Genomic DNA, 25,564 nt, shown 5'->3' on the forward strand with positions numbered 1-25,564 from the left:
GATGCTATGCTAAAGATAGCTTCCCTGCGCAACAAATTGCGTTTCCGACCAAGCCCGCCGCAGGTGATGACCTTCGGCTTTATTTTAATCATCTTTATTGGCGCTCAACTGCTATCACGGCCAATCGCGTTTACCGATGAAAGATCCATTTCCTATATAGACGCGTTGTTTATGTCTGCCAGCGCCACTTGCGTCACAGGCCTGACAGTCCTTAGCACGGGCGAGCATTTCTCCACCTTTGGTCAAGTCGTTATTATCGTACTCGCCCAAGTCGGCGGACTGGGATTTATGACGATGGCGACCTTATTTGCGCTTCTGTTCCGTAAACGGATTTCGTTTCGCGAGCGGCTTGTGCTTCAAGAATCGATGAACTATGGCTCAACCGAAGGCATTGTGCGCCTAATTCGCAAGGTGTTGATCTATGCCCTAGTCATCGAGCTCTCGGGAGCCCTATTGCTGAGCAGCTATTTCATGCTGGAAATGCCGATCGGGAAGTCGATATATTTTGGCATATTCCATAGCATTTCGTTCTTTAATAATGCGGGCTTTGATTTGTTCTCCCAATTTCCGGACAGGGCAAGCAGTCTCATTCATTACGTAGAGGACCCGTTCGTCAATATCGTATCGATGCTGCTGATCTTCTTCGGGGGGATTGGCTTCATCGTCATATCCGAGATCGTAACCTTTCCAAAAAACAGAAAGTTCAGCTTACATAGTAAAGTCGTATTATCCGTAACGGGTTTCCTTACTGCTTTTGGCGCGATCGTTATTTTTGCGCTGGAGTTTTCCAATCCGAACACGCTCCAGTCGTTATCTGGCATCGGCAAAATTTTGAGCTCGTTATTTCAGTCGGTTACTGCCCGTTCTGCCGGTCTAAGCACTGTCGATCCGAGCATGCTGAGAGAGGTTACGCAGTTCTTCCTTATCCTGCTAATGTTTATCGGTGCAGGTCCAGGCTCTACAGGCGGCGGCATACGTGTGACGACCTTCGCGATCCTCATCGGGGCGATTATTGCGATGATGCGCGGAAAAGACGACGTCGTCCTGTTCCGTTACCGCATTGCCAAGCAGCAAATTCATCAGGCGATTATGTTTACGATGATTGCCTTCTCGATTATTTGCGGGGCGACCATGCTGCTCTCCATAACCGAGACAGGCTCGTTTTTGGCTATCCTATTTGAAGCAACGTCTGCTTATTGTACGGTGGGCATGTCGGCAGGCTTAACGAATCATCTGAGCGAGGCAGGCAAAATCATCATTATATTGCTTATGTTCGTCGGACGTTTAGGACCGGTTACGCTCGCTTTCGCGCTCAATACGCGATCGAAGAAAGAGCTGTATCGTTACCCTGAAGGCAAAATCACGATCGGCTAACGTCATTTGCATCCGCAATCTAGCGAGTGATACGATAGATAAATGCAAGCTGATAGGTTACAAAAGGAGATTACGGAATGATGCCATCACATTCACATAATGATTCTGTCCACATGACTCATGAACGCGAACAGCGTGTTTTGATCGTTACCGCTGTTGACGCTGAGCGGGATGCCGTCCTTCGCGGACTGCAAGGGCTAGCAGGCGTTGACGTCATTGCGGCTGGCGTAGGCGTGGCAGCTGCGGCAGCAGGCACTGCCTTTGCGCTTGCCAAATCAGCTGCCGATTACCGCCTCGCCATAAGCGCCGGAATCGGCGGCGGCTTTGTCCAAAGAGCTGCGATCGGCTCGCTTGTCGTTGCCGATCTTATCGTTGCCGCCGACTTAGGGGCGGAAACGCCGGACGGGTTTCTCAGCGTAGACGAGCTCGGATTCGGGTCGACTTACGTTACCGCAAGCGCCGATTGGAATAAGCGTCTGCTTGAAGCCATTGAATCGGCTGGTTTACCGGTTAGCAGCGGCGCTATTCTGACCGTCACGACGGCAACCGGCTCCGCTGAGACTACCGCTGCGCTCGAAGAGAGGATTAGCGGCGCTGCAGCCGAAGGAATGGAGGGGCACGGCGTTGCAGTCGCCGCCTCCAGCCTCGGCATCCCTGTCGCCGAAATCCGGGCGATCTCGAACGCGGTTGGCCCGCGTGATCGCGCCGCGTGGCGAATAGGCGAAGCATTAGCTGCATTAGAAGCAGCAAGTAAAGCTATACGGGAGGTATTACAATGAATATTGCTTACTCACCATGCCCGAATGATACATTTGTCTTCCACGCTTGGGCGCACGGACTTATCCCCGGCGCGCCCGAACTGGATGTAACCTATGCGGACATCGACATTACGAATAATTGGGCCGCCAAATCCAAAGGCCCCGAAGTGATGAAAATTTCATATGCAGCGCTTCCTTGGGTTTTAGACGATTACAAGCTGCTGCCTTGCGGCGGCGCTCTCGGCAGAGGCTGCGGCCCGCTCGTACTAACGAACAGCAGCGAGGAAGGAGCAAGCAATCCCGCTGCTCTTTCCGGCAAACGGGTAGCGGTTCCTAGCGAACGCTCAACCGCCTATCTTTTGTTCCGCTTGTGGGCTGCCCGCCATGTACCAGGCGGCGTTGGCGAAATTGTCGTCATGCCTTTCCACGAGATCATGCCTGCCGTGCGAGATGGCCAGATCGATGCCGGGCTCGTTATTCATGAGGCCCGGTTTACTTATCCATCCTATGGACTCAGCATGCTCACGGATCTGGGAAGCTGGTGGGAGTCCGATACGGGCCTGCCTATCCCGCTAGGGGCAATCATAGCCCGCCGCTCGCTGGATACGGATGCGATTACCGATTGGATCCGCGCATCCGTCGACTATGCGTGGACGCACCCTGAGGAATCCCAAGCTTATATTATGATGCACGCCCAAGAGCTCTCGCCAGAGGTGGCTCAGGCGCATATCGATCTCTACGTCAATGAATTTACAGCGAACCTAGGCGACGATGGTTACGCCGCGATTACCGCTCTACTTGGCCGCGCGGCAGACGAAGGCCTAGTGCCAAGCTTCGACCTATCGCTGCTGCGGTGAATGACAAACAAGAACGAGCCTTCAGAAGCGTCGCTTCTAAGGCTCGTTTTCGTTTAATCGGAGTCGTGAATTTCGTAGAACAGCGTCCTCACATATGAAATAACAGGAAAATATCCAGCTAATTTTCTGCTGTAGGTGATGGCTAAGCAAGTTAGCTGGAAAAACTCGCGTTATATGCAGCATTTTCGCCCAATCCGACTTGGAAATCGAAAATTAGCGGGAGAAATTCCAGCTAACTACGGATTCCCGCTCGAAATTTGTTATAATAACGGGAGTTTTTCCCGTTAAGTTTGCTAAGCTCGCTTCAATCGCACCTTCGGCAAATTTGGACGGCATCTGCGTTTGGTCGAATGTATGCACTAGTAAGCTTCCTCACGGACCAAATAATAACGTTCCAAAGAGCATAAAAACGAAATATAAGAAGAAGACGAAAATATTGAGCATGACAAGCCATAAATCCGTATTCGAATCTGTCTTTCTTAGCGCTAGGATAGCGAAAACGATACCGATTGGCGGAATGATAAACGTAGCTGAAATGCCAAAATTATCGAACCAATGACCATCATGAACAAATAAACCGTCCAGCACAAACAAAATAATCGTTATAACAACTGTTCCTATTGCAATCATGCGACTCTTTTGAAAACTCAGCTTATCAACACCTCCAACTTGTTTTCAATCCCAAATATTAATTTTACCATTTATCGCCAAGAGATTTCTATCTCAATAGCATGCTCCACAACAGTTGCCGCATTGCGTCTATTTTCTACGCCTTTAACCGACAAAAAAAGCAGGAGCCGCCCTTCAAGGCTAACAGCCTTGCAAGACTACTCCTGCTTGATTCGTAAAAGGATATCTCACCTAATCGCTTGAATCCCGATCTCGATCTGCCAACGAGAGCAGGCCAAATGATTCAACGCCTTCGGCATCCCCATCCGCTTCGACAAAACGTTTAAGTGCAAATAATTTATTTTCCCAATAACGCTCGTAATAGGCGAGCCATCGCTTGAGTTCAAGCAGCGGCTCCGGGTCCAGCCGGTAGCGCGTTTCCCGTCCAACCTTGCGATCCTTGACTAGCCCGGCATCCGCCAATACGCGCAAATGCTTCGATACCGCCGTGCGGCTCATCGTAAAATGCCCGCTTATAACGGTGACCGGCAGCTCCTCGTCGCCAAGAAGATGCAGCAGCTTCCGCCTGGTCGGATCGGCAATGGCCTGAAACACATCATGCTTTGGTGCGGCATCTGCCATCTTAGGCCTCTACATACTTGCCGAGTCTTCCCACAAGACCGGTCCAGCCTTCCGACATATGCTTGCGAATCTCACCATGCGGCTGCCCGAATTCAGTAACCTTGGCTGCATCCCAACCTGCATGGATAAGCGTAAATTCTGTTTTGCCTTCCAAAGCGATAAGCTCGAATGTTAATGACCAATCCTTGCCCCATGCAAAAGTGAGACGGTTGGGAGGATCAAGCTCCGTTACCTTGCATGGTGATTTCCCGAATGGCCCTGCCTCTAGATGAAACTCGTAGCCAAGCTCAGGCTGAAAATCATTTGGCATAAACCATGCTGCGATGCCGTCAGATGTCGCCACCGCATCCCATACCTTTTGAATCGGCGCGTTAAGTACAATCGTTTGTCGGATATCCGGCAAAGTCTCTTGCGTATTATTGGTTCCCATTTGATGACCTCCATTTTATGTTTCCGTGCCGTCTAATTGCGATAATACGAAACCTTTTGGTTTCACATCGCTATTATATGACACCTTTAGGTTTCGTGTCAAATGGCATGGCAACCGCATCCGCTAGTCATCCCTTTTTCCGGTACCCTATGCCATTACGCTTATCCCTTATTGAAACCCTGGGAACTGCGCCAGTTCTCCGTATTGAATGATGAATATAACGGCAGCAAGGATAAATAACACGACGGATGGCATCGTTTCCTTCGCTTTGTCCTTCAGGCGAATATGAACAAGAATAGCGCCAATCATCGTTACGCCGAGCAGCAAGCTGCCTGCAGCAGCCCAGCTAGGCTTCCAAATGCCAAGAATTAACGCCGCGGCTCCGATTAACTCAACTAAGCCAGTGACGACGCGAAACCATTGCGGCAAGCCCCATAGCTTAAAGTGATCGACATGCATTTTCAAGCCGCCAACCTTTCCGATTCCCGCCATTAAAAATGCTAAGCCAAGCAAGCCTTGCAGTACAATCGTTACGATATCCATTATGATTCCTCCCTCATTCATTAACTGAGCTTGTTCCAAGCACAGTATGTCTCAAAAAAAATCGCATCCCCGCTAGATAAATGCAATCTTTATAAGCACATATTAGCCCGCCGCCTTTTAAAAGTCAATCGTTTCCAACGTACCCACGGTATAATTTCATTCCAGCTCCTGAGCCATGCAAAAAAAGGGCTGGCAAGCGCCAGCCCCTACTTAACGTCTTATACACGAACGTCGAATGTCCGGTCTGAATTAGCGACTGCACCGGTTACCGCTTTAGGCGTGCCAACACGCGAAGCAGCTTCTGGCCGACTAGCTTCATCGGCGCCAGCTTTCGCTTTCTGCTTTGCAATCTCCTGCTGCAACTGCTGTATTTGCTGCTGAATGGCCTGAGCCTTCTTCTCCGTTGTTGCTTGGTCGTCTTTGCTGTCATTCACCTTTTTGAGCTCAGCCTGCAGGCTGGTCAATTGCTTCTCCAGGCTAGACGTATCCGCTGGTCTAGATGAGTAAGATGAATTGCTGCTTGATACAGATGATAGGTTCACGGTTTTTCGCCCTCTCTATGATCGCTTTATGCTTGAAAGCCAATCATAGAAAAGAAATGAACCCAGCATGAACAAGCATGCCGGCCGGCTTAAATCATTAAGCCGGCATGGTCAGCCTTCGGCAGCGCCTCTGCCCATTTGCCGCCTGCAAGCTTGCCGCTGGAGAAAGCAGCTTCGCGGACAGGTGCGGATGCCATGGCGTGTTTCGTGTTCACCGCCGATACGAGCATAAAGCTGGCCGTGTCGCCCACCTCCGGCGTAAGCTTGCCTGCTGAAATAAGCGGATACGTTTGCAGCAGCGCTTCATCTAGTATCCAGCCGAACTTCTCGGCAAGCTTCGCTCCTCTAGCAAGCAAGTCCCCGTTGCCAAACGGGCTCCACGCATCAAGAATATTATCCGAACCGACATGCACCCGCACCCCTTCGGCTACTAGCTGGTCAACGCGCGGCATCGGTCTATCGAGCGGAACGCTCGTAATAATCGCTACATTGCTATCTTTAAGCTGCTTGGCCAACTCTCCTGACTCTGCCTCCGTTACTTGCCCCAAGCAATAAGCATGGCTGACCGCCGTTCTGCCGCCCTTGCCCGCTTGGACCGTTAAGTCCGCGAACCGGCTAATCGTGTACAAGCCCAAATGTCCGGGGTCATGCAGATGGAGATCAACGCCCGCATTAAACTCCGCGCTTAGCTCAAACATCGTCTCCAGACTGCGATCGACCTGGCGATCAAGTCCAGCCGGATCAACGCCGCCAACATACTCGGCTCCCGCGCGCAGCGCTTCCTTCATAACGCCCAGCGAATCCGATCGCAGCAATCCCTGCTGCGGGAATGCGACGATCTCGATTTCCATGATGCCGCGATACTCCTCACGAACCTGCAAAACATGCTCCAAATGCGAAATGCCGATTTGCGGATCAACGTCCACATGTGTCCGAATTTTGGTCGTGCCGTGGGTGAGCAGCAGATCAATAAGCCGGCGTGCTCGCTCGGATACCGTTGTCGGCAGCGATGCTAGCATTGCTTTTTCAAACGCTAATTGCCCGGGCAATGTTATAAACGGCTGCAGCGGCTTCCAAGGCTCGCCCAAAAAATGTTTGTCCAGATGGATATGCATATCGGTCGTTGCCGGCAAATAAAGCAAGCCTTCGGCATCCTTGACTCCAGCCGATTCACCGGCTGAGCTTTTGTCGCTAGGCGCTATATGTGAAATAATACCCTTCTCTGCATCCAACGTGAGATCAAATAAGCTGTCATTTATACGAATTCGGTTAATTTTTGTGATGGTCACGTTCTTCACCCTCTGCTTCAACTTTTTGTTAATGTGCTCCTAGATAAGCTTTAATCATACGGTCGTCATTCAAAAGCGCAGTGGACGATCCATGCAAAGCGATGCTTCCATTATCTACAACGTATCCGCGCTTCGCAATCGACAGCGCTTTATGCGCCATCTGTTCAACTAGCAATATCGAAGTTCCGTCATAGGCCAGCTCTTTTATAGTAGCAAATATTTCGTTCACGATAATGGGCGCAAGACCGAGGGACGGCTCATCAAGCAACAGCAGCTTTGGTTTGCTGATCATCGCCCGCGATAAAACCAGCATCTGCTGCTCGCCGCCGCTTAGCGTGAAGGCAAGCTGGTTTCGCCGCTCATGCAAACGGGGAAATCGTTCAAACACCAGCTCCAGCTCCTTCTCGAACTGCTGCCTCGAAACCGAGCCAATCTTTCTTTTTAGCCCCATCCGCAAATTTTCGACAACCGACAGCGTGCCGAAAACCTCACGCCCTTCCGGTACGAGCGATACGCCAAGATTCGACGTTTTGTTTGCAGACAGATGGGTGATCGGCTTGCCATCCAGCTCAATGACGCCTGCGTTTGGCCGAACAAGGCCAAGCACCGATTGGAGAAGCGTCGTCTTGCCAGCGCCGTTCGAGCCGATGACCGCTACAATCTCGCCCTCCTGAAGCTCCACGTCTACTCCTTTTAACGCGTGGATCGCCCCGTATCGAACGTCTAGCCCTTTAATGCTCAGCACTGGCAGCCACCTCCTCTCCGCCTAGGTAAGCCTGGATGACTCGTGGATCGCTTAGCATCTGCTCCGGACTTCCGGTACCGATAATTTTGCCAAAATCGAGCACCGTAACCGTATCGGAGACACGCTGCACGAAGTCCATATGATGTTCAATTAGAATGACCGTCATGCCATGCTTAACCAGCTTGCGAAGCAGCTCCTCCAGCTGCTCAATCTCAGCCGCCGTCATGCCTGCCGCCGGCTCATCAAGCAGGAGCAGGCTTGGCGCGGTCGCTAGCGCCCGGGCAATCTCCACCATCCGCTGATGGCCGTAAGGCAATTGGCTTGCCGGCATGTGCCGGTCACCTTCATAGCCGATCAGATCCAGCAGCGCATGGGAGCGTTCCTCCATGACCCGCTCCGCACGAAGCTGCTTAGGCGTTCGAAGCAGCGACGATCCAAACCCGCTGCGCTCGCGTTTCGTCATGCCGGTCATCACATTCTCAAGCACGGACAGCTCCTTGAATAACCGGGAGTGCTGGAACGTGCGTGCAATGCCAAGCTCTGCAACAGCAGAGAGCGAACGCGGCACCAGCGTCTTCCCATGAAGCGCAAACGAGCCTTGATCAGCGCTGTACAGCCCGGAGATGACGTTAAGCAGCGTTGTTTTACCGGCGCCATTTGGCCCTACCAGCGAATGGATCGTGCCGGATGCCACGGTAAGACTAACGTCCTTCAGCGCATGCAGCCCGCCAAAATGCTTATTGATGCCATCGAGCACCAGCATATGCTTCTCCCCCGCTCGCAGGGATGCGGAGAATAACCCTTTTTCAAGACCAGAAATGGCTATTGTCCTTCTATCGTCCTTGCCGGCGAACTTGCTCAGCCGCGGCGAGAGCCAGCCGGCTAGCGTACCGACGATCCCTTTCGGCAGAAAGAACAGCACCGCGAACATAATACCGCCGTACAAAGCCATCCGAAGCTTCTCCATATCGAGTACCTCAGGCAAAAATACGATAATGGCCGCTCCGATGACCGGGCCAAGCACTCGCCCCGCACCGCCTAAAATAACGATAAGCACCAGCTGCACGGACGTTTGGAAGTTATACGTATCCGGGCTAATAAAGCTATTCGTATGCGCGTAAATCGCGCCCGATAAACCCGCCAGCACAGCGCTTATCGCAAACCCTGCGTACTGTACGGTAAACTTGCGGATACCAAGCGAAGCTGCGGCAATTTCGTTCTCCTTCGTCGCGATCATCGCCCTGCCCCATGAGGAGCGGCGCAGGTTGCGTGCAAGCAGCAGCGCGATGACGGCAAGGGCAAGCACGAACAAATACATGCCTTTTAGATCGAATGTATAAGCGGCGACTTGCGGCTTCGCGATGCCAGAGATGCCCAGCGGACCGCCCGAGAAGGCGTCCCACCGAATAAGCACCTCATGAATCACGACGCCAAAGGCGATTGTAATCATCGATAGGTAAACGCCACCCGCCCTAATGGTCGGGATCGCAATCAAGCTCCCAATCAGCAGCGAAACAAGCATGCCAAGCAGAGCAACGGTCCAGAAGGATAAACCATACTTGGTGCTGAGAAAGGAGGACATATACGCGCCAATCGCCATCACCCCTGCATGCCCGATGGAGACAATGCCGCAATAGCCGATCAAAATATTCATGCCCGTGCAGGTGATTACAAAAATCCCGATCATAAACAATAGATTCAAATAATACGTATCGACCATCCAAGGCCCTGCGGCAAGCAGCCCGATCGCTGCAAGGCCGGCAATCCATCCCGCAGCCGCGCGATAGCCAAAGCTTTGTCTTATAAGTTGATTCATCTGCGCACCCCCTGACGATCCGAAATTACACTTTAACGATAGTTTTGCGTGCATTAAAGAGACCCATCGGCTTCCAATACAGCACAAGAATAACTAAGCCGTATACGAACATCTCCCGGAATGCCGTCGAAATGTACTGTCCGATGAACGCTTCCGATATGCCCAAAATAAGTCCCGCGGCAACGATGCCCTTCGGATTGTTCACTCCCGCGAGAATTGCCACCGATATTGCCTTAAGCCCGAGCGGCAGCCCGATATCGACGGAAACCGCGTAATTAGTAGACATCAAAGCGCCGCCGATTCCGGCCAGCAGACCGCTAAGCACGTAAGCGACCGCCACGATTTTGTTGCTGCTGACGCCCATAATCTCTACAGCCGTCCGGTTGTCCGCCGTCGCCCGGAGCCATAAGCCCCAATGCGATTTTTTGTAAAATAAAATAAGCAGCAGAAGCAATACACCGACTACCGGAAGAAAAACAAACTCCTTCCAATAAATGCCCGCTCCAAAGATCCGCAGCATCTGGTCGCCCGCCGGGGAAGGCGTTACGCCCTCGTCCGGGCCGTTAATGTAGAGGGCAACGTCTTGAATAATAATGCCGACCGCAATCGTGCTGAGCACCCACTCGATCGAATTGGCGCCCTTGTCGAACTTGCGGATCGCAAGCCGCTCAATTCCTAAATTCAACAGCCCAACGATGAGCGCGGCCAGCGCGAAAGAAGCGAAGAAGGGGAGGTGCAGCAGTTCGGAAAAACCGAACATCAGCACCCCGCCAAGCATGACCAGCTGTCCCTGCGACATATTCAGCGTCCCATTCACTACAAACGTCAAGCTGTAGCCAAGCGCGATCAGGGCGTATAGGCATCCAACCGAAAGCCCGCTTATGACGAGCTGAAGTATAATCGACATGTCCATCCTTCTTTCCTTTATTGTGACTTATTGCTTGTCGGAAATAACGAGCTTGCCGTCCTTCCAAACGCACATGAGGTACGAGTTCACATCAACCGCATCGTGATTTTCTGGCGTGAACGCTTGCTCCCAATCCTTAATCACGCCGCTATACGTGCCCAGATTCGTCTCCAGCGTATTTTTGATTGCCTCGCGATCCTTCGCAAGATCACCGCTGAGCCCTGCCTTCTCAATTGCTTGGAACAGCATCATCGCGCCGTCATAGCCTTGTGCCGCAGATGCAAAGGTCGTAGGGATATGCCCGAATTTTGCCGTAAAGTCTGCCAAAAACACCTTTGCCGTCTCGCGCGTTTGGTCCACGTTGAAGTTAGCCGTTTGAATCGCATACGTGCCTTCCGCCAGCTCCTTGCCTACCTCTTGTGCGCCTTTGTTCGCCATGCCGTTCTCGCCGACAATCGGCACCTTCCAGCCGAGCTTATCCATCGCTTGCAGCACGTAGCCATTCGCTGCGCCTTGGCCGAACAAGTAAATGACCTCTGCTCCCGCTTCCTTCGCGCGGTTTACCTGTGCCGTCATATCCTTATCCTTCGCGTTATCAAAAGACTCCACCGCTACCGGCTTCAGCCCTTCCGCTTCCAGTACCTTGGTCATCGCTGCCGCAGCGCCCTTGCCATATCCGCCATTCTCGTGCAGTACCGCAATATTTGTCGTTTTAAAATGTTCTTTGATGAACTTGAGCGCATACTGCGCCGTAATGTTCGCATTCATCCGTACGCCGAACGTCCAAGGCATGCCGGATTCAACCGAAGCTGGAACGTTCGAGGTCGCAACCATAAACGGGAACTTTTCCTCCATAATGATTGGGGATTGCGCCAGCATAACCGTGCTGTGAAAGCCGCCGATAGCGGCAAGCACTTTTTCCTTCTGGCTAAAATCACGAATGATGCTGATGCCGCGCGTCGGATTTTGCTCCGTATCGCGCACGACAAGCTCGACTAGACGGCCGTCGATGCCGCCTTTCGCATTCACCTGATCAACCGCCACTTGCACGCCTTGGTAGAGATTGACCGAGTTCATCGCGTTATCGCCTGTCGCTTCCGTAGACATCCCGATCAGAATCGGTTCCTTGCTTTCGGCGCCTTCACTGGCAGCAGGCGCATTCGCTGCCGTTGACTTCGCATCGTTATTGCCGCCGCCACAAGCCGCCAGCACCCACGTCATGACAATAACCAGCAATCCTAACGTCCATTTTTTCCCCGAATGCTCTCTCATCTCAAAACCCACTCCTCTATTTGGTCTTTTATAAAAGCCCTTGCAAGCTGCTCGCAACATGCGTCTCCGCTACTTTAACGCCACGCTTCCATACCGTTCTCTGCTCTGGCTTATCCAGCAGAATGTCGCGCTCGGACGCTACCGCGAACAGCACCATATCCGCTTGCGCCCCTATTTGCAGCCCGTAATGCTGAATGCCTAGCGCTCTTGCCGCTCCATCCGTCAGCATCTCTATCAATTGGCGAGCGTCGGCTTCGCCTCCCATATAAGCGGTAACCGCAAGCAGCCAAGCCGTCTCAAGCGGGTCCGCTTTGCCAAACGGCGTAAACGGGTTGCGCACGTTGTTGACGCCGATGACAACGTTCACGCCTTTCTCCCGCAGCAAGCTGATCGGCGCAAGCCCTCGCCGCTGCTTCTCCTGATCGCCCCTGCCGTTAATGAACAAATCGGTAGCCGGCAGGCTCATAATATGAAGATCGGCTTCCTTGATCAGCTCGGCTGCCTTAGCCGCTTGCCCACGCTCGAGCGAACCTAACGAGGTTACATGCCCCGCCGACACTTGCCCTTGCATGCCTGCCGCGATCGTTCTTCGTGCAATCTCAGCGATCGCCAGCTGCTCGGGGTTGTCTGAGAAGTCAGCGTGGAAGTCGATCGGCTTGCCGTATTTGTCCGCCAGATCGAACACGAACTGCAAATGAGCGGATAAGTCCAAGTCCTGATACGTAATGCCGCCCACGACATCGCCGCCAAGCCGCATCGCCTCCTCCATGAGCTCGGCCGTACCAGCGCTTTTGCTGATGCCCTCCTGTGGAAATACGACGATTTGCAAATCGAGCGCGTGCTTCACCTTCTCTTTCAGCTCAATGGCAGCCTCGAATGCGGATAAGCCCAAAATCGGATCAACCTCCGCATGGCAGCGCATATGGGTGACCCCGCTGCGGACCGCTTCGCGTATGACCGCCATGGAACGCGCCGACATATCCTCTTTGGTGAAGCCTTGCTTCATATCGGCGGTCATCCGGATCGCATCCTGCAAGGATGCCGCCTCCTGCTCCATCCGCGATAGCAGGTACGCCTTATCCAAATGAATATGCGGCTCTACAAATCCCGGGAGCAGCATCCCCCCATTGCCTTGCTGGGTCCTATGCGCTTCTGGCAAATGCTCGCCGCCGCTCGGCGCAAGGTATACGATCGTCCCCTGCCGTATGCCGACGTCCATGAGCCTTGTTTCCTTTTGCAGCCGTACCTGTGTAAGGAGTAAATCCAGCATTGCTCTCACCTCTGATTAAGCATTTTGATATTCGGCTTAGGACGGAAACTATCATCCAGTGCGCCCTCACATTTATGTGATGTTATCTAACATTGATTCCCTTGAAAAAATCATAACTGCTCGCAGACTCGCTGTCATTGTTCGATAAGTCCAAAGGTTACTATTACATTTGGATCTTTCGTCCAGCATACTCTTTACAGCAGCTTTAATCGGTGTTAATTTTTATATCATCATAATGATTGAAAGGATGGACAACCATGCTGCTTGAGCAATTGCTTTCCAACGCCATATTTGCCAAATCGCAAATTATTGCCGGCCACAGCGGCTTATCGCGCAACGTTCAAACCGTTAACATTATGGATGCTCCCGACATCATTCATTTCTTGCGGCCAGGCGAGCTGCTGCTCACGAACGGCTATTTTATGAAGGAGAATCCCGGCGCGCTTCTTGAGCTTATGACCAAGATGGATCAGCTCAAATGCTCGGGCCTGGCGGTCAAAACCAGACGGTTTGCGCTCGACATTCCGCAGGAGGTCATGGATGAAGCGAATCGGATTCATTTTCCGATTATCGAGATTTCTTCGGTGGAGCATTCGCTCGGGGAAATTTTGCAGCGCTCGACTAGCGTTATTTTGGATAACAGAAACGATGAATTACAGTACTCGCTAACGATCCATAAGCAGTTCTCGGCGATGATTATGAAAGGTAACGGTATCCCGGAGATTATTACCGCGCTTACGCAGCTGCTGTCCTCTCCCATACTGCTGTTAAGCAGCAAGCTGCAGGTTACCGCCCACTCCCATCATTTCATGCAGCCAAGCATGCAATCGCTTATCTCTGCCGCGGAGTCGGTGTTACGTGGTATTCCCGCCATTCAAGCCCCGGCACAGCTCTGTTTGCTTGATGAAGCGCTTCGAAAATATCGCCATATCGAGCTGTATCCCATATTCACCTATCGGCACGAGGGGTATCTCATCGCCTTCCAGCCCAAGCAGGCGGCATCCAACCAGTATGGCTTAACGCTCGAGCAGGCCTCCAATGTTATTGGCATGGAGATGACCAAGCGACAGGCGGTTAAGGAGCGGTCACGCCGCTATAAAAACGAGTTTTTCTCCGATTTGATCGATGGCTTTATTGGCTCCGAACACGAAGCGCTTCATCGCGGCAAAAAGTACGGCCTCAAGCCGCAGGGCACATGGCTGCTATTAGCCGCGCGCAAGGACGAGCAAACAGGCTTAACGGGAGGCATGACAAAAAACGCTGCATCTGCCGATGAGCGGTTAATTTCCGAGCGAGATGTGCAATATGAGCTGATTAAGCGCCATTTCCTGCAGCTCGGCGCAGACTTTGTCATGTTTACGAAAAATGATTTGTTCGGCATGCTGTTGTTCATTCAAGAGCCCAAGTGGGAAGAGAGCGCGTTTTTGAAGCAGCTCGCCGCCATGTCGGATCAGCTTCACGAGCAATCCCAGCTCAGCATTTCGCTTGGCATCGGCAATCCCGTTACGAATGTGCTCGACATCGGGCTCTCCTACAACGAGGCGGTCAAAGCGCTGCAAATCGGCTATCAAATGAAAAAAACGAGGTTTATTCAATCGTATCAATCCAAGGATATCAGCTATCTGTTCCGGATGATTCCTTATGACGAGCTGAAGCAGTTTTACGAGGAAACGTTCCAATGCTTCTCTGGGGCGGATGAAAACGAGCAAAAAGAGCTGATGCGCACGCTGAATATTTATTACGATACCCAGTGCCAGCTCGTCGAGACGTCCAGGCAGCTTTTTGTACATCGCAATACCGTTATCTACCGTTTAGACAAATGCGAGAAGCTGATGTGCATAAAGCTCAAGGATCCCGTTGCCAGCCTCCGCTTCCGCATCGCCTTTGCGATCGAGCCTCTCTTGCGAGTGGGCAAAAGCGATTCCAGCCACCGCGAGCCGGGCTTTTTGGGGAGATAGCATGCCGCTTCGCCGAAAGATTAGGCGCCCCTATCGCGGTATTTTAAGGCCAAATAAGTTCGTTTGCGGTTGGATGCTTTAATTTCAGCTTTTTACTTTGCAGTTTGCTTATCCGTGCTTGCTGCAACGCCGCGTGCCCTATTATCGCCAGCCTGGAATCTTGCGTAGGTCGCCGTCGCATATTCGCCATTTGCTTTCTACAGCCATATTGGCTGGCGAAGTTTCCGTATGCAGGTAACAGCCGTCGATGCCAACAAGGCGCGCGCCTTCCATATCCGTACGGGGATCGTTCCCAATCATAAGCGCCGTCGACAAATCAATATGGTGCCGCTCGCATAAATACGAATAGAAAAGAGGATCGGGCTTGCTTACGCGGGCAACCGATGATATGGCAATCCCGTCAAAATAGTCATAAATACCGAGCGAGTTCAGCTCCATCTCAATAAACGTTTTCTGTCCATTGGATAGAAGGTAGATGCTTTTGCCTTTGTTTTTTAGACCCGTGAGAACATCGATGGTTCCGTCATACAGCGCCAGCTTGCGCATCGACAATATGCGGAACCAACGTACCGCCTCTTGCAGCCATGCCTCAGTGGCATTTCCCTTTAGCTTCCGGACTACATCAGCCAGCACATCCTCCATCACGAAGTCGGGAAACTCGCAAAACTTGCGGCCTTCTGCCATATGCTGCTCGACTTCGCTAAGTATAAGCGCTTGCAGCGCTTTTTTCGACACCGTCATCCCGTTATAGCGAAAATATAAGGCCATGCTCTTCCAAAGCTGCGGACTTTCCTCATCCGTTTTGATATCAACTAGCGTTCCATATAAGTCAAAAATATAAGATTGATACAGATTGCTTCCTCCTCCAGCATTTATGCAAACGATTGCATTAATATGCATATCGATTTTCTTCGGTTCTCTCGAAAAAAACTTTCCTCTGATATTACCACAAATATTGTCATTTTGGTCAACAACAATTCGCAGCAAAAAACTCAGCCATTTTATGTTGCCGTTTGTGCAGCAGCCAATCCAACTCTGCGAACGATTCTATTGCACAAACTGCAACGCAGCGCGCCAAACTCCACATGATCGCTCTATTCCCTCTATGTCGCCTCCATTTAAACCTTCTCCATAACAGAAAAAAACTGCACGACAAGGCTAATCACCTTATCGCGCAGCCGCAGCACCTTATTGCCGCTTGCAAACTCGCCAGCCAGCACGCTCAGAAAAAAAGAGACGTGCCCGCGGTCATTCTGACCAACCTCAGGCATCGTCTCTTCAGCGTCTATGACCGATTATTCCAAATTCGCATGATTGCCATACATCGCATTGCCGCTTAGCTCCTGCTTCTCCATTAGCCGCAAAATAACAGCATCGCATACAAGCAGCAGCATTTGCTCAAACAGCGAGCCCATCGGCTGGATCGTTGTGGCCGCTTCGCCCGCCCGATCCTTTGGCGCTCCCGGCAGCTTCACCACGATATCCGCTAACCCGCCGATTGTCGAGGCTTGCGAGAGCGTCAATGCGCCTACCTTCGCTTCAAGGCTTCGAGCCTTCTCCGCCATCGGCACAAGCGACTTTGTCTCGCCTGAACCGGAGCCGATCAGGAGCAAATCACCCTCGCGCAAGCTTCGGGTAACCGTCTCGCCTACGACATAGACGTCGAGCCCCAGATGCATGAGCCGCATAGCGAACGCCCGCATCATCAGCCCGGAGCGTCCTGCCCCGGCCACGAATACGCGTCCAGCCGAGCTGATCGATTCAGCCAACTGCACAAGCTGGTCTTCCGAAAGCTGATCCGCTGCCTGATTTAGCTCATTCAATATTGCAGACAAAGTATGATTGCTTGGCATCATCCTTAACCCTGCTTGATCAATTGCTGCATTTCAGATGCCGCTGCTTTGATGTCCGCTTGTCCGGTAATGCCTCCGCCAACGATAATTAGATCAGGCGCCACAGCAATAACCTCGGGCAAAGTGCTTAGCTTGATCCCGCCAGCTACGGCTACCTTCGCATTTTTGACAACGGCTTTGATCGTACGAAGATCCTCGAAGGAGTTTTGTCCTTCCGCTTGAAGATCGTAGCCTGTATGCACGCAGATGTAATCAACGCCAAACGAATCAACCTGTGCAGCGCGCTCAGCTAGATTTTTTACGGCAATCATATCGACCAAAATTTGTTTCCCTTGTTTTTTGGCTTCTTCAACAGCGCCCTTGATGCTCGCGTCCTCTGCTACGCCTAGGATCGTCACGATATCCGCGCCGGCTTCAGCAGCCTTCATAACTTCATATCCGCCTGCATCCATGATTTTCAAATCCGCAAGGACAGTCAGGTTAGGAAAAGCTTCCTTAAGCGCCTTAACCGCATGCAAACCTTCGTTAATCACGATCGGCGTGCCAATTTCCACTACATCAACAAAAGGCTCCACTTGCTTCACGACTTCAATGGCTCCCGGAATATCAACAAGGTCTAACGCTAATTGCAATTTCATTTATCGTTCACTCCTCATAGGCTTGGTTTGACTAACAACCCCTATTCTAGACACTCATAGTCAAAAAGAATAGTACGCACTTTGATGTAACGTAGTACCCATTTGGGAACTATGAGGAGCTTTTTTTATCATTCCGGATGCTGCTTCGCATACCTTTCCTGATGCTGCTCGCCCCATTTTGACATGACGTTAAGCAGATCCTTTACCGTTGCTCCGTACTCCGTTAACGAGTATTCCACTTTAGGAGGCACCTGCACATAAACCTTCCGATCAATGATGGCGTCATCCTCTAATTCGCGCAGCTGCTGCGTGAGCATTTTTTGAGTAATGGCCGGCATTTCCCGTTTCAGCTCGCCAAAGCGATGCGTTCCCTCGGTTAAATGACAAAGGATGACCGGCTTCCATTTGCCGCCTATTACCTTTAAGGTAAGCTCTACCGTCTCTTTGAAATGCTGATCTCCCAACACAAACGACTCCTTTAGTATAAAAATGATACTATCTTACTAAAAAGTTGGTACTTGCTATAAGTATGGTGTAGCATAATAATAAGACATAATGGGTTTGATACCTTAATAAAAGGATATCATACCTGTGTCGCATCACACGAATCAAGAAAACAGCTTCAAGCAGAGGAGAGATTAGTTTGGAATTAAAAAATAGATCAGCGATCATTACCGGTGCTGGAAAAGGGATCGGCAAAGCGATTGCCGTCGCGCTTGCTTCAGAAGGTGTTAACCTTGGATTGGTCGCTCGTACAAGCTCCGATTTAGAAGCTTTGCAAGCTGAGCTTGCGAACAAATACAGCATTAACGTTTATATTGCAAAAGCTGACGTATCCGTAAAAGCGGATGTTGATCAGGCCATTGCGGCGCTGAAAGAAAGCTTAGGCTCTATTGATATTCTTATTAACAATGCAGGAATCGGCACATTCGGCACCTTGCTCGATATGGACCCGGATGTGTGGGAGCAAATCATTCAAACGAATGTCATGGGAACTTATTATGTGACCCGCGCCGCGCTTCCAACCATGCTTGAGCAAAGCAGCGGAAGCATCATCAACATCGCTTCGAGCGCAGGCGAGCGCGGTTTTGCAACCGGCTCCGCGTACTGTGCGTCCAAGTTCGCCGTTATTGGCATGACCGAGGCGCTGATGCAGGAGGTTCGCAAATCGAACATTCGTGTCACCGCTTTGACTCCAAGCACAGTGAACACCGAGCTTGCTTCCAATGCCGGTCTCAAAATCGGCGACGAAGACCGGATGATGCAGGCGGAGGATTTGGCTGAGCTGGTGTTAGCAGCACTCAAGCTGCCTGATCGCGTATTCATCAAAACAGCCGGCATCTGGACAACAAACCCGCAATAAACGCTATTATCCGCAGCCCCTCGCCCTTAGCTGGCGCTGGGGTTTTACGTTTAGGCTCGGTCTTTTTAGGTTTGCCGGCGCTACCCTGTGAATCCATTAACGCGAAACGAGCACCTTCTCGTTTACGCTTTCCTTAGGAGGTATGATTCGTTATGTCTATTCCTAACATTCCCTTTTCGATATTAGATCTTGCGCCAATCGTTACCGGCAGTACGCCTGCGAGCTCGTTCCGCAACACGCTAGATCTTGCCCAGCACGCCGAGAAATGGAGCTACAATCGGTTCTGGCTTGCGGAGCACCACAATATGCCCGGCATCGCCAGCTCCGCAACCTCGGTTGTCATCGGTTATGTAGCCGCAGGCACGGAGAAGATCCGCGTCGGCTCAGGCGGCATTATGCTGCCAAACCACGCTCCGCTCGTCATTGCCGAGCAATTCGGCACTTTGGAGTCCATGTATCCGGGGCGGATCGATCTTGGCCTTGGAAGAGCGCCTGGCTCTGACCAGGTTGCGGCACGTGCGCTGCGGCGCGGACTCGGCAGCAACGGCGAGGATTTTCCTGAGCAGCTAAACGAGCTTCGCCATTACTTTAATCCAAGCGCAGAATCCCGCGGCGTCCTGCCAAGAGCCGTTCCGGGCGAAGGCTTGGACGTGCCGATCTGGCTGCTTGGATCAAGCGGCTTTAGCGCTCAGCTAGCCGGGCATCATGGCCTGCCGTTTGCGTTTGCGAGCCATTTTGCGCCGGACTTCTTGCTCCCGGCTTTGAAGCTGTACCGCGATAACTTCAAGCCCTCTGACGTGCTCGACAAGCCTTACGCCATGGTTGGGCTAAACGTCATTGTCGCGGACACGGATGAAGCCGCAGCCTTTCTTGCCACCTCGCAGGAGCAAGCGTTCCTGAACCTTATCCGCGGACGGATGGGACAGCTGAACCCGCCTGTCGACAGCATGGACGGCCTGTGGAACGAGCAGGAGAAATTGATGGTGCAAAAGCAGCTCAGCTTCACGATTGCGGGCACGAAAGCAACCGTCAAGGAGAAGCTAAGCTCCATCATTGAGCAAACGGAAGCCGACGAGCTCATCGTCGTCAGCCAAATCTACGATCACGCAGCACGTCTTCGCTCCTTCGAGCTGCTTGCTGAGATTGTGAACGAGAATCGTTCGGTGTAAATAAACAATAAGCAGCAGCTCACGGAAAAACCGTGCACTGCTGCTGCTTTCTTTTTTCTATATTCCCATTCCAGCTTCCCACCCCCTCCAGCCGAATTTCTACGCTTGCTTTAACAATTCCGTGGTGTAGATTTCCGCTTATTCAGCTATACTAAGAAAAACATTTTTTGGGAGTGGGAGAACATGGGACATATCTGGGCCATTTACAGCAAGGATCTTCGCAATATTTCTCGAAACAGCGCAGCTGCCATCATCATTCTAGGGCTCGCCTTCCTACCTTCCCTATACGCGTGGTTTAACATTAAAGCGTCTTGGGACCCGTACGGGCAGACCGGCTCACTCGCCATTGCCGTCGCGAACAATGATGAAGGCGCCGAGCTTCGCGGTACGCCTATTCATGTCGGGGATGAAATTATAGCCTCATTGAAGGAAAACAAAAAGATCGGCTGGGTTTTCGTTGAGGAGAAGAAGGCGATAGAGGGCGTCAAACATGGCGACTATTATGCCAGCATCACGATTCCCGCCGATTTCTCGGCAAAAATGGCAACCGTGCTGACGGACAAGCTGCAGCAAGCGGAGCTCGACTATGCCGTAAACGAGAAGATCAATGCGGTATCGCCAAAAATTGCCCAAAAAGGGGCGAGCGGCATTATTGAAGAGGTTCGTGCCAGCTTCGTCAAAACCGCCAACGAAACGATTTTTCGCATTTTCAATCAAATTGGCGTAGAGCTGGAGGCTAATAAACCTGCCATTGAGCAGGTTCGCAATACGGTGTTCAAGCTGGAAGCGTTGATTCCGCAAATTAACGAGGCCGTAGCCCTTGCGTCCACCGATATCGACAAATCGAAAAAAATCGTCGCGACCGTACAGACAGAGCTGCCAAAAGCAGCCGAGCTTGCCAAGGACGGCGAGGCATTTACGAAGCAGCTTGGTCATTTTTTTGACCAAAGCGGAGCGACGCTCGATACCGCAGGTCCGCTCATCAAGCAGGATTTGCAGCTGCTGCTTGAAACCTCCAATTCGATTGGGGCGCTCACTGGCATCTTGCAGGACAGCTCGATTGATCCGGAGGTAGTGAAATCAGCCGTCGCCCTTGCCGAGAAACGGTTAACGAGCGCGGTTTCGGTTACGGGAGGCATGATCAATCTGCTTGAGCGTTTAAACGAAACGGTTGATGGCAAGCTGTTGACGTCTACAATAGACCGGCTGAAGCAGATGAACAGCCGATTTAAACAGCAGCTTGCGCTCGTTCAGCAGATCCGGTCGGCAATCGATAAAGGCGAGAAGCCTGCCCAGACTCTTATTGACCGTCTGGGCACCTTATCCAAGGAAACCTCACAGATTCTAACCGATGTGCTAAGCCGGTACGATAGTGAAATACTGCCGCGCATTAAGCAAGCAGCCGGTAAAGCGAAGCAGGCGGCAGCAAAGGCGCAGTCGGTCTTAGCGGAGGCTAACAAGCTGGTTCCGAGCGCCGTGCAGGTAGTAAATGATGCGGCGAAGGGGCTTGAGCTAGGCAGCAAGGAGCTGGCGAAAATCCAGAAAAACCTGCCTGCCGCGGAGCGAAAGATTAAAGATTTTGCAAAGCGTATCCGAGACCTTGAGAAGGAAGGCAACTTGAATGAGCTTGTTGATTTGCTCAAAAACGATGCCGAGCGCGAGGGCGCATTTTTTGCAGAGCCTGTCGTATTGAAGGAAAACCGGCTGTTCCCGATACCTAATTACGGGTCGGCGATGTCCCCCTTCTTCACAACGCTGTCCTTATGGGTTGGAGCGCTGCTGCTCGTTTCGCTGCTTACCGTGGACGTTCATCGCCCGGAGAATACGTACCGGAGCTATCACATTTACTTTGGCCGCTATCTCACCTTCCTTACGATTGCCATCGTGCAGTCGCTGCTCGTGACATTAGGCGACATTTATTTGCTTAAGGCGTTCGTTGCCGACAAAATGTGGTTTGTGCTGTTTGGCGTCGTTCTTAGCGCTGTATTTATGCTTATTGTGTATACGCTCGTATCCATATTTGGCAATGTCGGCAAGGCGATGGCAATCGTCCTGCTCGTGCTCCAGCTGGCTGGATCGGGCGGTACCTTCCCTATTCAAGTGACGCCGCCGTTTTTCCAAGCGATTCATCCCTTCCTGCCGTTCACGTATGCGATTAGTATGATGCGGGAAGCTGTTGGCGGTATTTTATGGGACATCGTTGCCAGAGATCTGGTCGCTCTTGCGATCTTCGCCGGCGTGGCGCTGCTTCTGGGGCTTGCGCTGAAAAAATGGATTAACCGTTATTCTGTCAAAATGGTCGAGAAAGCGAAGGAAAGCGGATTAATTCACTAGAAGAATATTTGACTAGTCAGCTGTTTCTATGAATAATAAAATAAATAGATATAGCAAACTCGATAGGAGGAAATTATATGTCCATCGTTCCCCGCATGTTGGAATTTAATAAGCAATTTGTAGAAGAGAAACAATATGAAGCCTATCTAACCGACAAATTTCCCGATAAAAAGGTAGCCATTCTTACCTGCATGGATACGCGGCTCGTCGAGCTGCTGCCCAAAGCGCTTAATTTAAAGAATGGCGATGCCAAATTCATTAAAAATGCCGGCGCCATCCTGACTCAACCGTTCGGAAGCGCGATGCGCAGCATTCTCGTTGCCGTCTATGAGCTTGGCGCGCGCGAGGTGCTTGTCATCGGGCATCACGGCTGCGGCATGACCAATCTTGATACAGCTGGCATGGTCAGCAAATTCGCTGATCATGGCATCGACCCGCTCGTACTTGAGACACTCGAAAACTCAGGCATAGGGATGGAGAAGTTTTTGCGTGGATTCTCAAGCGCCGAAGAAGGCGTCATGCACAGCGTGAAGCTCATTCGGAAGCATCCGCTATTTCCAAAGGATATTCCGGTTCACGGCTTAATCATCGACCCGGTGACGGGCGAGCTGGAGATTCTCGTTCAGGATTACCGCGAGGAATAGTTATAGGAAGCACTTCAACTTTGGTTGGAGTGCTTTTTTTATTTGAATCGCTTGAAAAAACGCTATAAAATGAATATAAAAGAACAAACATGAAGTTTATAGTTTGACAAAACGGAATAAAACGGAATAAACTAGAAGTATCATCGATGATAAGATGAATGTGGAGGCGATCAATATGTTCTCTGACGAAAGACGCGACAAAATTTTGGAGCTGCTTGAAAAGGACGGACGCGTGCTTGCCAAGGAGCTGGCTGATCAATTTGATTTATCCATTGACTCCATTAGACGGGACTTATCTATCATGGAGGAGAAAGGGCTGCTCAAGCGTACGCACGGCGGAGCTATTCCGGCTGTAAATGTTAGGCAAGCCCCGCTTCCGCCAAGCTTGCGTTATCAAGGCGGAGCGCCGCACCAGAACGCTATATCGAAAGTGGCCGCATCCTTTATTAAGGAAGCGAATACCGTCTTCATCGGCAGCGCCGGCATACACTTCGGCATGCTTTCCTATTTGCCCAGCTTCCCTTTCACGGTGGTGACTAACTCCATTACGATTGCGGATGCTCTAAAGGAAAGTGATACGATTGACGTCTATCTTCTCGGCGGTAAGATCAAGCCATCAGGTAATGTAACGGACACGCTTGCTAACGAGTTTTTAAAACAATTCACACTTGACCTCTGTTTTGCTACAGGAGGCGGCATTTCGCAAAACGGCATAAGCACCACGACTCCTGAGGTGGCTTCCCTTATCCGCACGGCAATGGCGATCTCCAGAAAAACGATATGCCTAGCCCCTCATGAGAAGCTTGGCGTCGATTTTTTTGCCAGATCGGGCGCTGTAACCGATATCGACCTGCTCATTACCGATAACGAAGCCAATATCGAAGCGATTGAAGCGATAGAAAGCAAAGGGGTTAAGGTGCTTATAGCTAATACTGATGGGTAAATGACGCCATTGCCGTCAGTTAAAAGATTTCCCCATCATAAAAAAAACGGCAGTCACGCAAAGCTCGACTAAGCCTTGCGTGGCAGCCGCCACCGTACGTATTATTTTACCGCGATATAGATGTCGACCTCTGCGTCGGCTGGATTAAAATCCCGGCCATCATACAGCTCAAAATCGCCTGTGTAGGCTCGTTTGATCGGCGAAGTCTCGAAGTAAGCCCAAATCTCTCTCCATGCTTGCAGCACAACCTCGAATACGGGGCCCCTCTTCGTTTTAAAAACCATATATTGAGCTTCAGGAATCGCCGCCTGCTCTAAGCCGCTCGGTACCGCCGCCTGGGCATCTACTCGCTCATGACCAATAACTACGGTGTAAGCACCGCTAGCATCGCTCTCGTAATCGGTATATAGCGCGTATATCAAATGGCTGTTGCTCACCTGTGTCTGCTCGGCGATTCCGCTAGCGAAATAGGTGTTCCACAGCGCGCCCAAACGTCCGTTAGGTCCCGCTTCCTCGGCATTTGTCGTACGCACAGCAACCCCAATGAGAGAAATTGCCGGCTTTGTAACTAGATCCGTGTTCATCTGTCGTTCCCCATTTCCTTGGTTATGCTCTTATTGTACTTGGGGAAACTGGACAGCTGTCTGTCCTAGTTCTCATAACGGCCGATTATATTTTTGGCGCGCCTAACCAACTGCTCGGCAATATAGGACGGCTGCTCGATCTTCACTTGGTCGCCATAGCTCAGAAGCATGCCAAAAAACCATTCATCCACCGTTAACTTTCCTTTGACGCGCAAGGACCCATCGTCCAAAACCGTCACTTGATCAGAATGGAACGAATCACCGACGCGATGACGAACCTGCGGGCGGAAAACTAGCGTTACCTCGGTATCGGCGGTGTTTTTCGACCAGTCCAAATCCCAAGCATAACCATCTAATGACGGCACTTGGCGGCGCTCGAACGAATCCGCTAACGATTGAAGCTGCTGCACGCGTGACATCCGAAATACGCGAAACTGCTCGCGAAGCAAGCAATAAGCCTGCAAATACCACACGTTTCCCTTTAAAAGCAGCGCATAAGGCTCAACCTCTCTCTCGGTCTCGGATCCGTTCATATTGACATAGCTAAACCGAGCCTTCCGGGTTTCATCGATGGCTTCCTTAAACAAATTAACCTTTTGGCGTGCCTCCGGCCCCTGGCCCCACGGGTTGAGATCGAAGACCAAACTGTCCCCACGGACGCCTTCCTGGTGCTTCTCCGATTGATGAAGCAGCGTTTTGACCTTCTCATGGAGGTTCGCGTACGCGGCATCATCAACGGCCGTCCCTATCCCCTTCACAGCCGCTATGATCGACGAGATTTCTTCTAATGATAAATATTGACGCGATATCGTGTACTGCTCCATAATCTCGAACCCGCCGGTTGTACCTTGGTGAGCTAGAATAGGCACGCCCGCTTGGCTTAACGTATCCATGTCGCGATAGATGGTTTTGGTCGACACCTCAAAGCGGTCAGCCAGCTCCTTCGCACTAATACGTCCTCGATTAAGCAGCAGTACGGTCATCGCTAATAAACGATCGATTTTCAGATGGTTTCCTACTTTCC

At 51.4% G+C, this 25,564-nt stretch carries 27 protein-coding genes; 9 read left to right on the forward strand and 18 right to left on the reverse strand.

Annotation, left to right across the window (positions count from 1 at the left end; genetic code table 11):
* The first annotated feature begins 6 nt into the window (after window positions 1-6).
* The 3 genes from A7975_RS25920 (at window position 7) to A7975_RS25930 (ending at window position 2,989) form a co-directional block, all read left to right on the forward strand.
* The gene (locus A7975_RS25920; RefSeq protein WP_065387049.1) at window positions 7-1,374 is read left to right on the forward strand and encodes a TrkH family potassium uptake protein; all 1,368 of its coding nucleotides are present in this window, start codon (window positions 7-9) and stop codon (window positions 1,372-1,374) included.
* Window positions 1,375-1,454: 80 nt separating this feature from the next.
* A complete protein-coding gene (locus A7975_RS25925) occupies window positions 1,455-2,153 on the forward strand; it encodes a futalosine hydrolase (RefSeq protein WP_483295932.1) in 699 nt (232 codons plus the stop codon).
* The gene (locus tag A7975_RS25930; RefSeq protein ID WP_053373604.1) at window positions 2,150-2,989 is read left to right on the forward strand and encodes a 1,4-dihydroxy-6-naphtoate synthase; all 840 of its coding nucleotides are present in this window, start codon (window positions 2,150-2,152) and stop codon (window positions 2,987-2,989) included. The genes A7975_RS25925 and A7975_RS25930 overlap by 4 nt, the downstream gene beginning before the upstream one ends.
* 372 nt (window positions 2,990-3,361) lie before the next feature.
* Here A7975_RS25930 and A7975_RS25935 read toward each other — a convergent pair whose 3' ends face one another.
* From A7975_RS25935 to A7975_RS25985, 11 genes are all read right to left on the reverse strand, one after another.
* Window positions 3,362-3,619: a hypothetical protein gene (locus A7975_RS25935; RefSeq protein WP_065387050.1), complete on the reverse strand. Its 258-nt coding sequence runs from the start codon at window positions 3,617-3,619 to the stop codon at window positions 3,362-3,364.
* Between the two features lie 231 nt (window positions 3,620-3,850).
* Window positions 3,851-4,240 (reverse strand): ArsR/SmtB family transcription factor, encoded by a 390-nt coding sequence (locus A7975_RS25940; RefSeq protein WP_065387051.1) that lies wholly within the window; start codon window positions 4,238-4,240, stop codon window positions 3,851-3,853.
* 1 nt (window position 4,241) lies between these two features.
* A complete protein-coding gene (locus A7975_RS25945) occupies window positions 4,242-4,670 on the reverse strand; it encodes an SRPBCC family protein (protein ID WP_065387052.1) in 429 nt (142 codons plus the stop codon).
* A 168-nt stretch (window positions 4,671-4,838) separates the two neighbouring features.
* A complete protein-coding gene (locus tag A7975_RS25950; RefSeq protein ID WP_065387053.1) occupies window positions 4,839-5,213 on the reverse strand; it encodes a DoxX family protein in 375 nt (124 codons plus the stop codon).
* Between the two features lie 218 nt (window positions 5,214-5,431).
* A complete protein-coding gene (locus A7975_RS25955; protein ID WP_063845978.1) occupies window positions 5,432-5,755 on the reverse strand; it encodes a FlxA-like family protein in 324 nt (107 codons plus the stop codon).
* A gap of 89 nt (window positions 5,756-5,844) precedes the next feature.
* The gene (locus tag A7975_RS25960; RefSeq protein ID WP_082198483.1) at window positions 5,845-7,044 is read right to left on the reverse strand and encodes an amidohydrolase family protein; all 1,200 of its coding nucleotides are present in this window, start codon (window positions 7,042-7,044) and stop codon (window positions 5,845-5,847) included.
* Between the two features lie 28 nt (window positions 7,045-7,072).
* A complete protein-coding gene (locus A7975_RS25965) occupies window positions 7,073-7,789 on the reverse strand; it encodes an ABC transporter ATP-binding protein (protein ID WP_197286054.1) in 717 nt (238 codons plus the stop codon).
* Complete coding sequence (locus A7975_RS25970; RefSeq protein ID WP_065387054.1) at window positions 7,776-9,605, reverse strand: branched-chain amino acid ABC transporter ATP-binding protein/permease; 1,830 nt, start codon at window positions 9,603-9,605, stop codon at window positions 7,776-7,778. Before A7975_RS25970 ends, A7975_RS25965 begins: the two co-directional genes overlap by 14 nt.
* Window positions 9,606-9,630: 25 nt before the next feature.
* Window positions 9,631-10,512, reverse strand: coding sequence for a branched-chain amino acid ABC transporter permease (locus A7975_RS25975; RefSeq protein WP_053373596.1), 882 nt, complete (start codon window positions 10,510-10,512; stop codon window positions 9,631-9,633).
* 27 nt (window positions 10,513-10,539) lie between these two features.
* Window positions 10,540-11,784: an ABC transporter substrate-binding protein gene (locus A7975_RS25980; protein ID WP_065387055.1), complete on the reverse strand. Its 1,245-nt coding sequence runs from the start codon at window positions 11,782-11,784 to the stop codon at window positions 10,540-10,542.
* Between the two features lie 28 nt (window positions 11,785-11,812).
* The gene (locus tag A7975_RS25985) at window positions 11,813-13,054 is read right to left on the reverse strand and encodes an amidohydrolase family protein (RefSeq protein WP_065387056.1); all 1,242 of its coding nucleotides are present in this window, start codon (window positions 13,052-13,054) and stop codon (window positions 11,813-11,815) included.
* A gap of 257 nt (window positions 13,055-13,311) precedes the next feature.
* Between A7975_RS25985 and A7975_RS25990 the strand changes: the two genes are divergently transcribed.
* Window positions 13,312-15,012 (forward strand): PucR family transcriptional regulator, encoded by a 1,701-nt coding sequence (locus A7975_RS25990; protein WP_065387057.1) that lies wholly within the window; start codon window positions 13,312-13,314, stop codon window positions 15,010-15,012.
* A gap of 141 nt (window positions 15,013-15,153) precedes the next feature.
* On the opposite strand, the gene A7975_RS25995 is transcribed toward A7975_RS25990, so the two are convergent.
* From A7975_RS25995 to A7975_RS26010, 5 genes are all read right to left on the reverse strand, one after another.
* Entirely contained in the window at window positions 15,154-15,912 is a 759-nt protein-coding gene (locus tag A7975_RS25995) for an HAD family hydrolase (protein ID WP_231637348.1), read from the reverse strand.
* Window positions 15,913-16,130: 218 nt separating this feature from the next.
* Entirely contained in the window at window positions 16,131-16,283 is a 153-nt protein-coding gene (locus tag A7975_RS34330; protein ID WP_157265706.1) for a hypothetical protein, read from the reverse strand.
* Between the two features lie 24 nt (window positions 16,284-16,307).
* Window positions 16,308-16,865, reverse strand: a complete 558-nt coding sequence (gene hxlB, locus A7975_RS26000; RefSeq protein WP_065387187.1) for a 6-phospho-3-hexuloisomerase — start codon at window positions 16,863-16,865, stop codon at window positions 16,308-16,310.
* 5 nt (window positions 16,866-16,870) lie between these two features.
* On the reverse strand, window positions 16,871-17,503 hold the full coding sequence (gene hxlA / locus A7975_RS26005; RefSeq protein WP_053373592.1) for a 3-hexulose-6-phosphate synthase: 633 nt from the start codon (window positions 17,501-17,503) through the stop codon (window positions 16,871-16,873).
* Window positions 17,504-17,631: 128 nt separating this feature from the next.
* Window positions 17,632-17,967 carry a winged helix-turn-helix transcriptional regulator gene (locus tag A7975_RS26010; RefSeq protein ID WP_053373591.1) on the reverse strand — a complete coding sequence of 112 codons (336 nt, stop codon included), beginning with the start codon at window positions 17,965-17,967 and terminating at the stop codon, window positions 17,632-17,634.
* A gap of 179 nt (window positions 17,968-18,146) precedes the next feature.
* On the opposite strand from A7975_RS26010, the gene A7975_RS26015 reads away from it, so the two are divergent.
* The 5 genes from A7975_RS26015 to A7975_RS26035 all read left to right on the forward strand — a co-directional run bounded on the left by A7975_RS26015 (window position 18,147) and on the right by A7975_RS26035 (window position 23,956).
* On the forward strand, window positions 18,147-18,866 hold the full coding sequence (locus A7975_RS26015) for a 3-ketoacyl-ACP reductase (RefSeq protein ID WP_065387058.1): 720 nt from the start codon (window positions 18,147-18,149) through the stop codon (window positions 18,864-18,866).
* 152 nt (window positions 18,867-19,018) lie between these two features.
* Entirely contained in the window at window positions 19,019-20,035 is a 1,017-nt protein-coding gene (locus tag A7975_RS26020) for an LLM class flavin-dependent oxidoreductase (RefSeq protein ID WP_065387059.1), read from the forward strand.
* A 183-nt stretch (window positions 20,036-20,218) separates the two neighbouring features.
* A complete protein-coding gene (locus A7975_RS26025; protein WP_065387060.1) occupies window positions 20,219-22,369 on the forward strand; it encodes a YhgE/Pip domain-containing protein in 2,151 nt (716 codons plus the stop codon).
* Between the two features lie 77 nt (window positions 22,370-22,446).
* Window positions 22,447-23,013, forward strand: a complete 567-nt coding sequence (locus A7975_RS26030; RefSeq protein ID WP_053373587.1) for a beta-class carbonic anhydrase — start codon at window positions 22,447-22,449, stop codon at window positions 23,011-23,013.
* A gap of 175 nt (window positions 23,014-23,188) precedes the next feature.
* Window positions 23,189-23,956, forward strand: coding sequence for a DeoR/GlpR family DNA-binding transcription regulator (locus A7975_RS26035; protein ID WP_065387061.1), 768 nt, complete (start codon window positions 23,189-23,191; stop codon window positions 23,954-23,956).
* 101 nt (window positions 23,957-24,057) lie between these two features.
* Here the strand turns inward: A7975_RS26035 and A7975_RS26040 are convergent, their stop codons facing one another.
* Complete coding sequence (locus tag A7975_RS26040; RefSeq protein WP_053373585.1) at window positions 24,058-24,540, reverse strand: GyrI-like domain-containing protein; 483 nt, start codon at window positions 24,538-24,540, stop codon at window positions 24,058-24,060.
* 65 nt (window positions 24,541-24,605) lie between these two features.
* Window positions 24,606-25,523, reverse strand: coding sequence for a helix-turn-helix transcriptional regulator (locus A7975_RS26045; RefSeq protein ID WP_369688962.1), 918 nt, complete (start codon window positions 25,521-25,523; stop codon window positions 24,606-24,608).
* Between the last annotated feature and the right edge of the window lie 41 nt (window positions 25,524-25,564).

The sequence above is a fragment of the Bacillus sp. FJAT-26390 genome (genome assembly GCF_001682865.1).
Lineage (GTDB): Bacteria > Bacillota > Bacilli > Paenibacillales > Paenibacillaceae > Pristimantibacillus.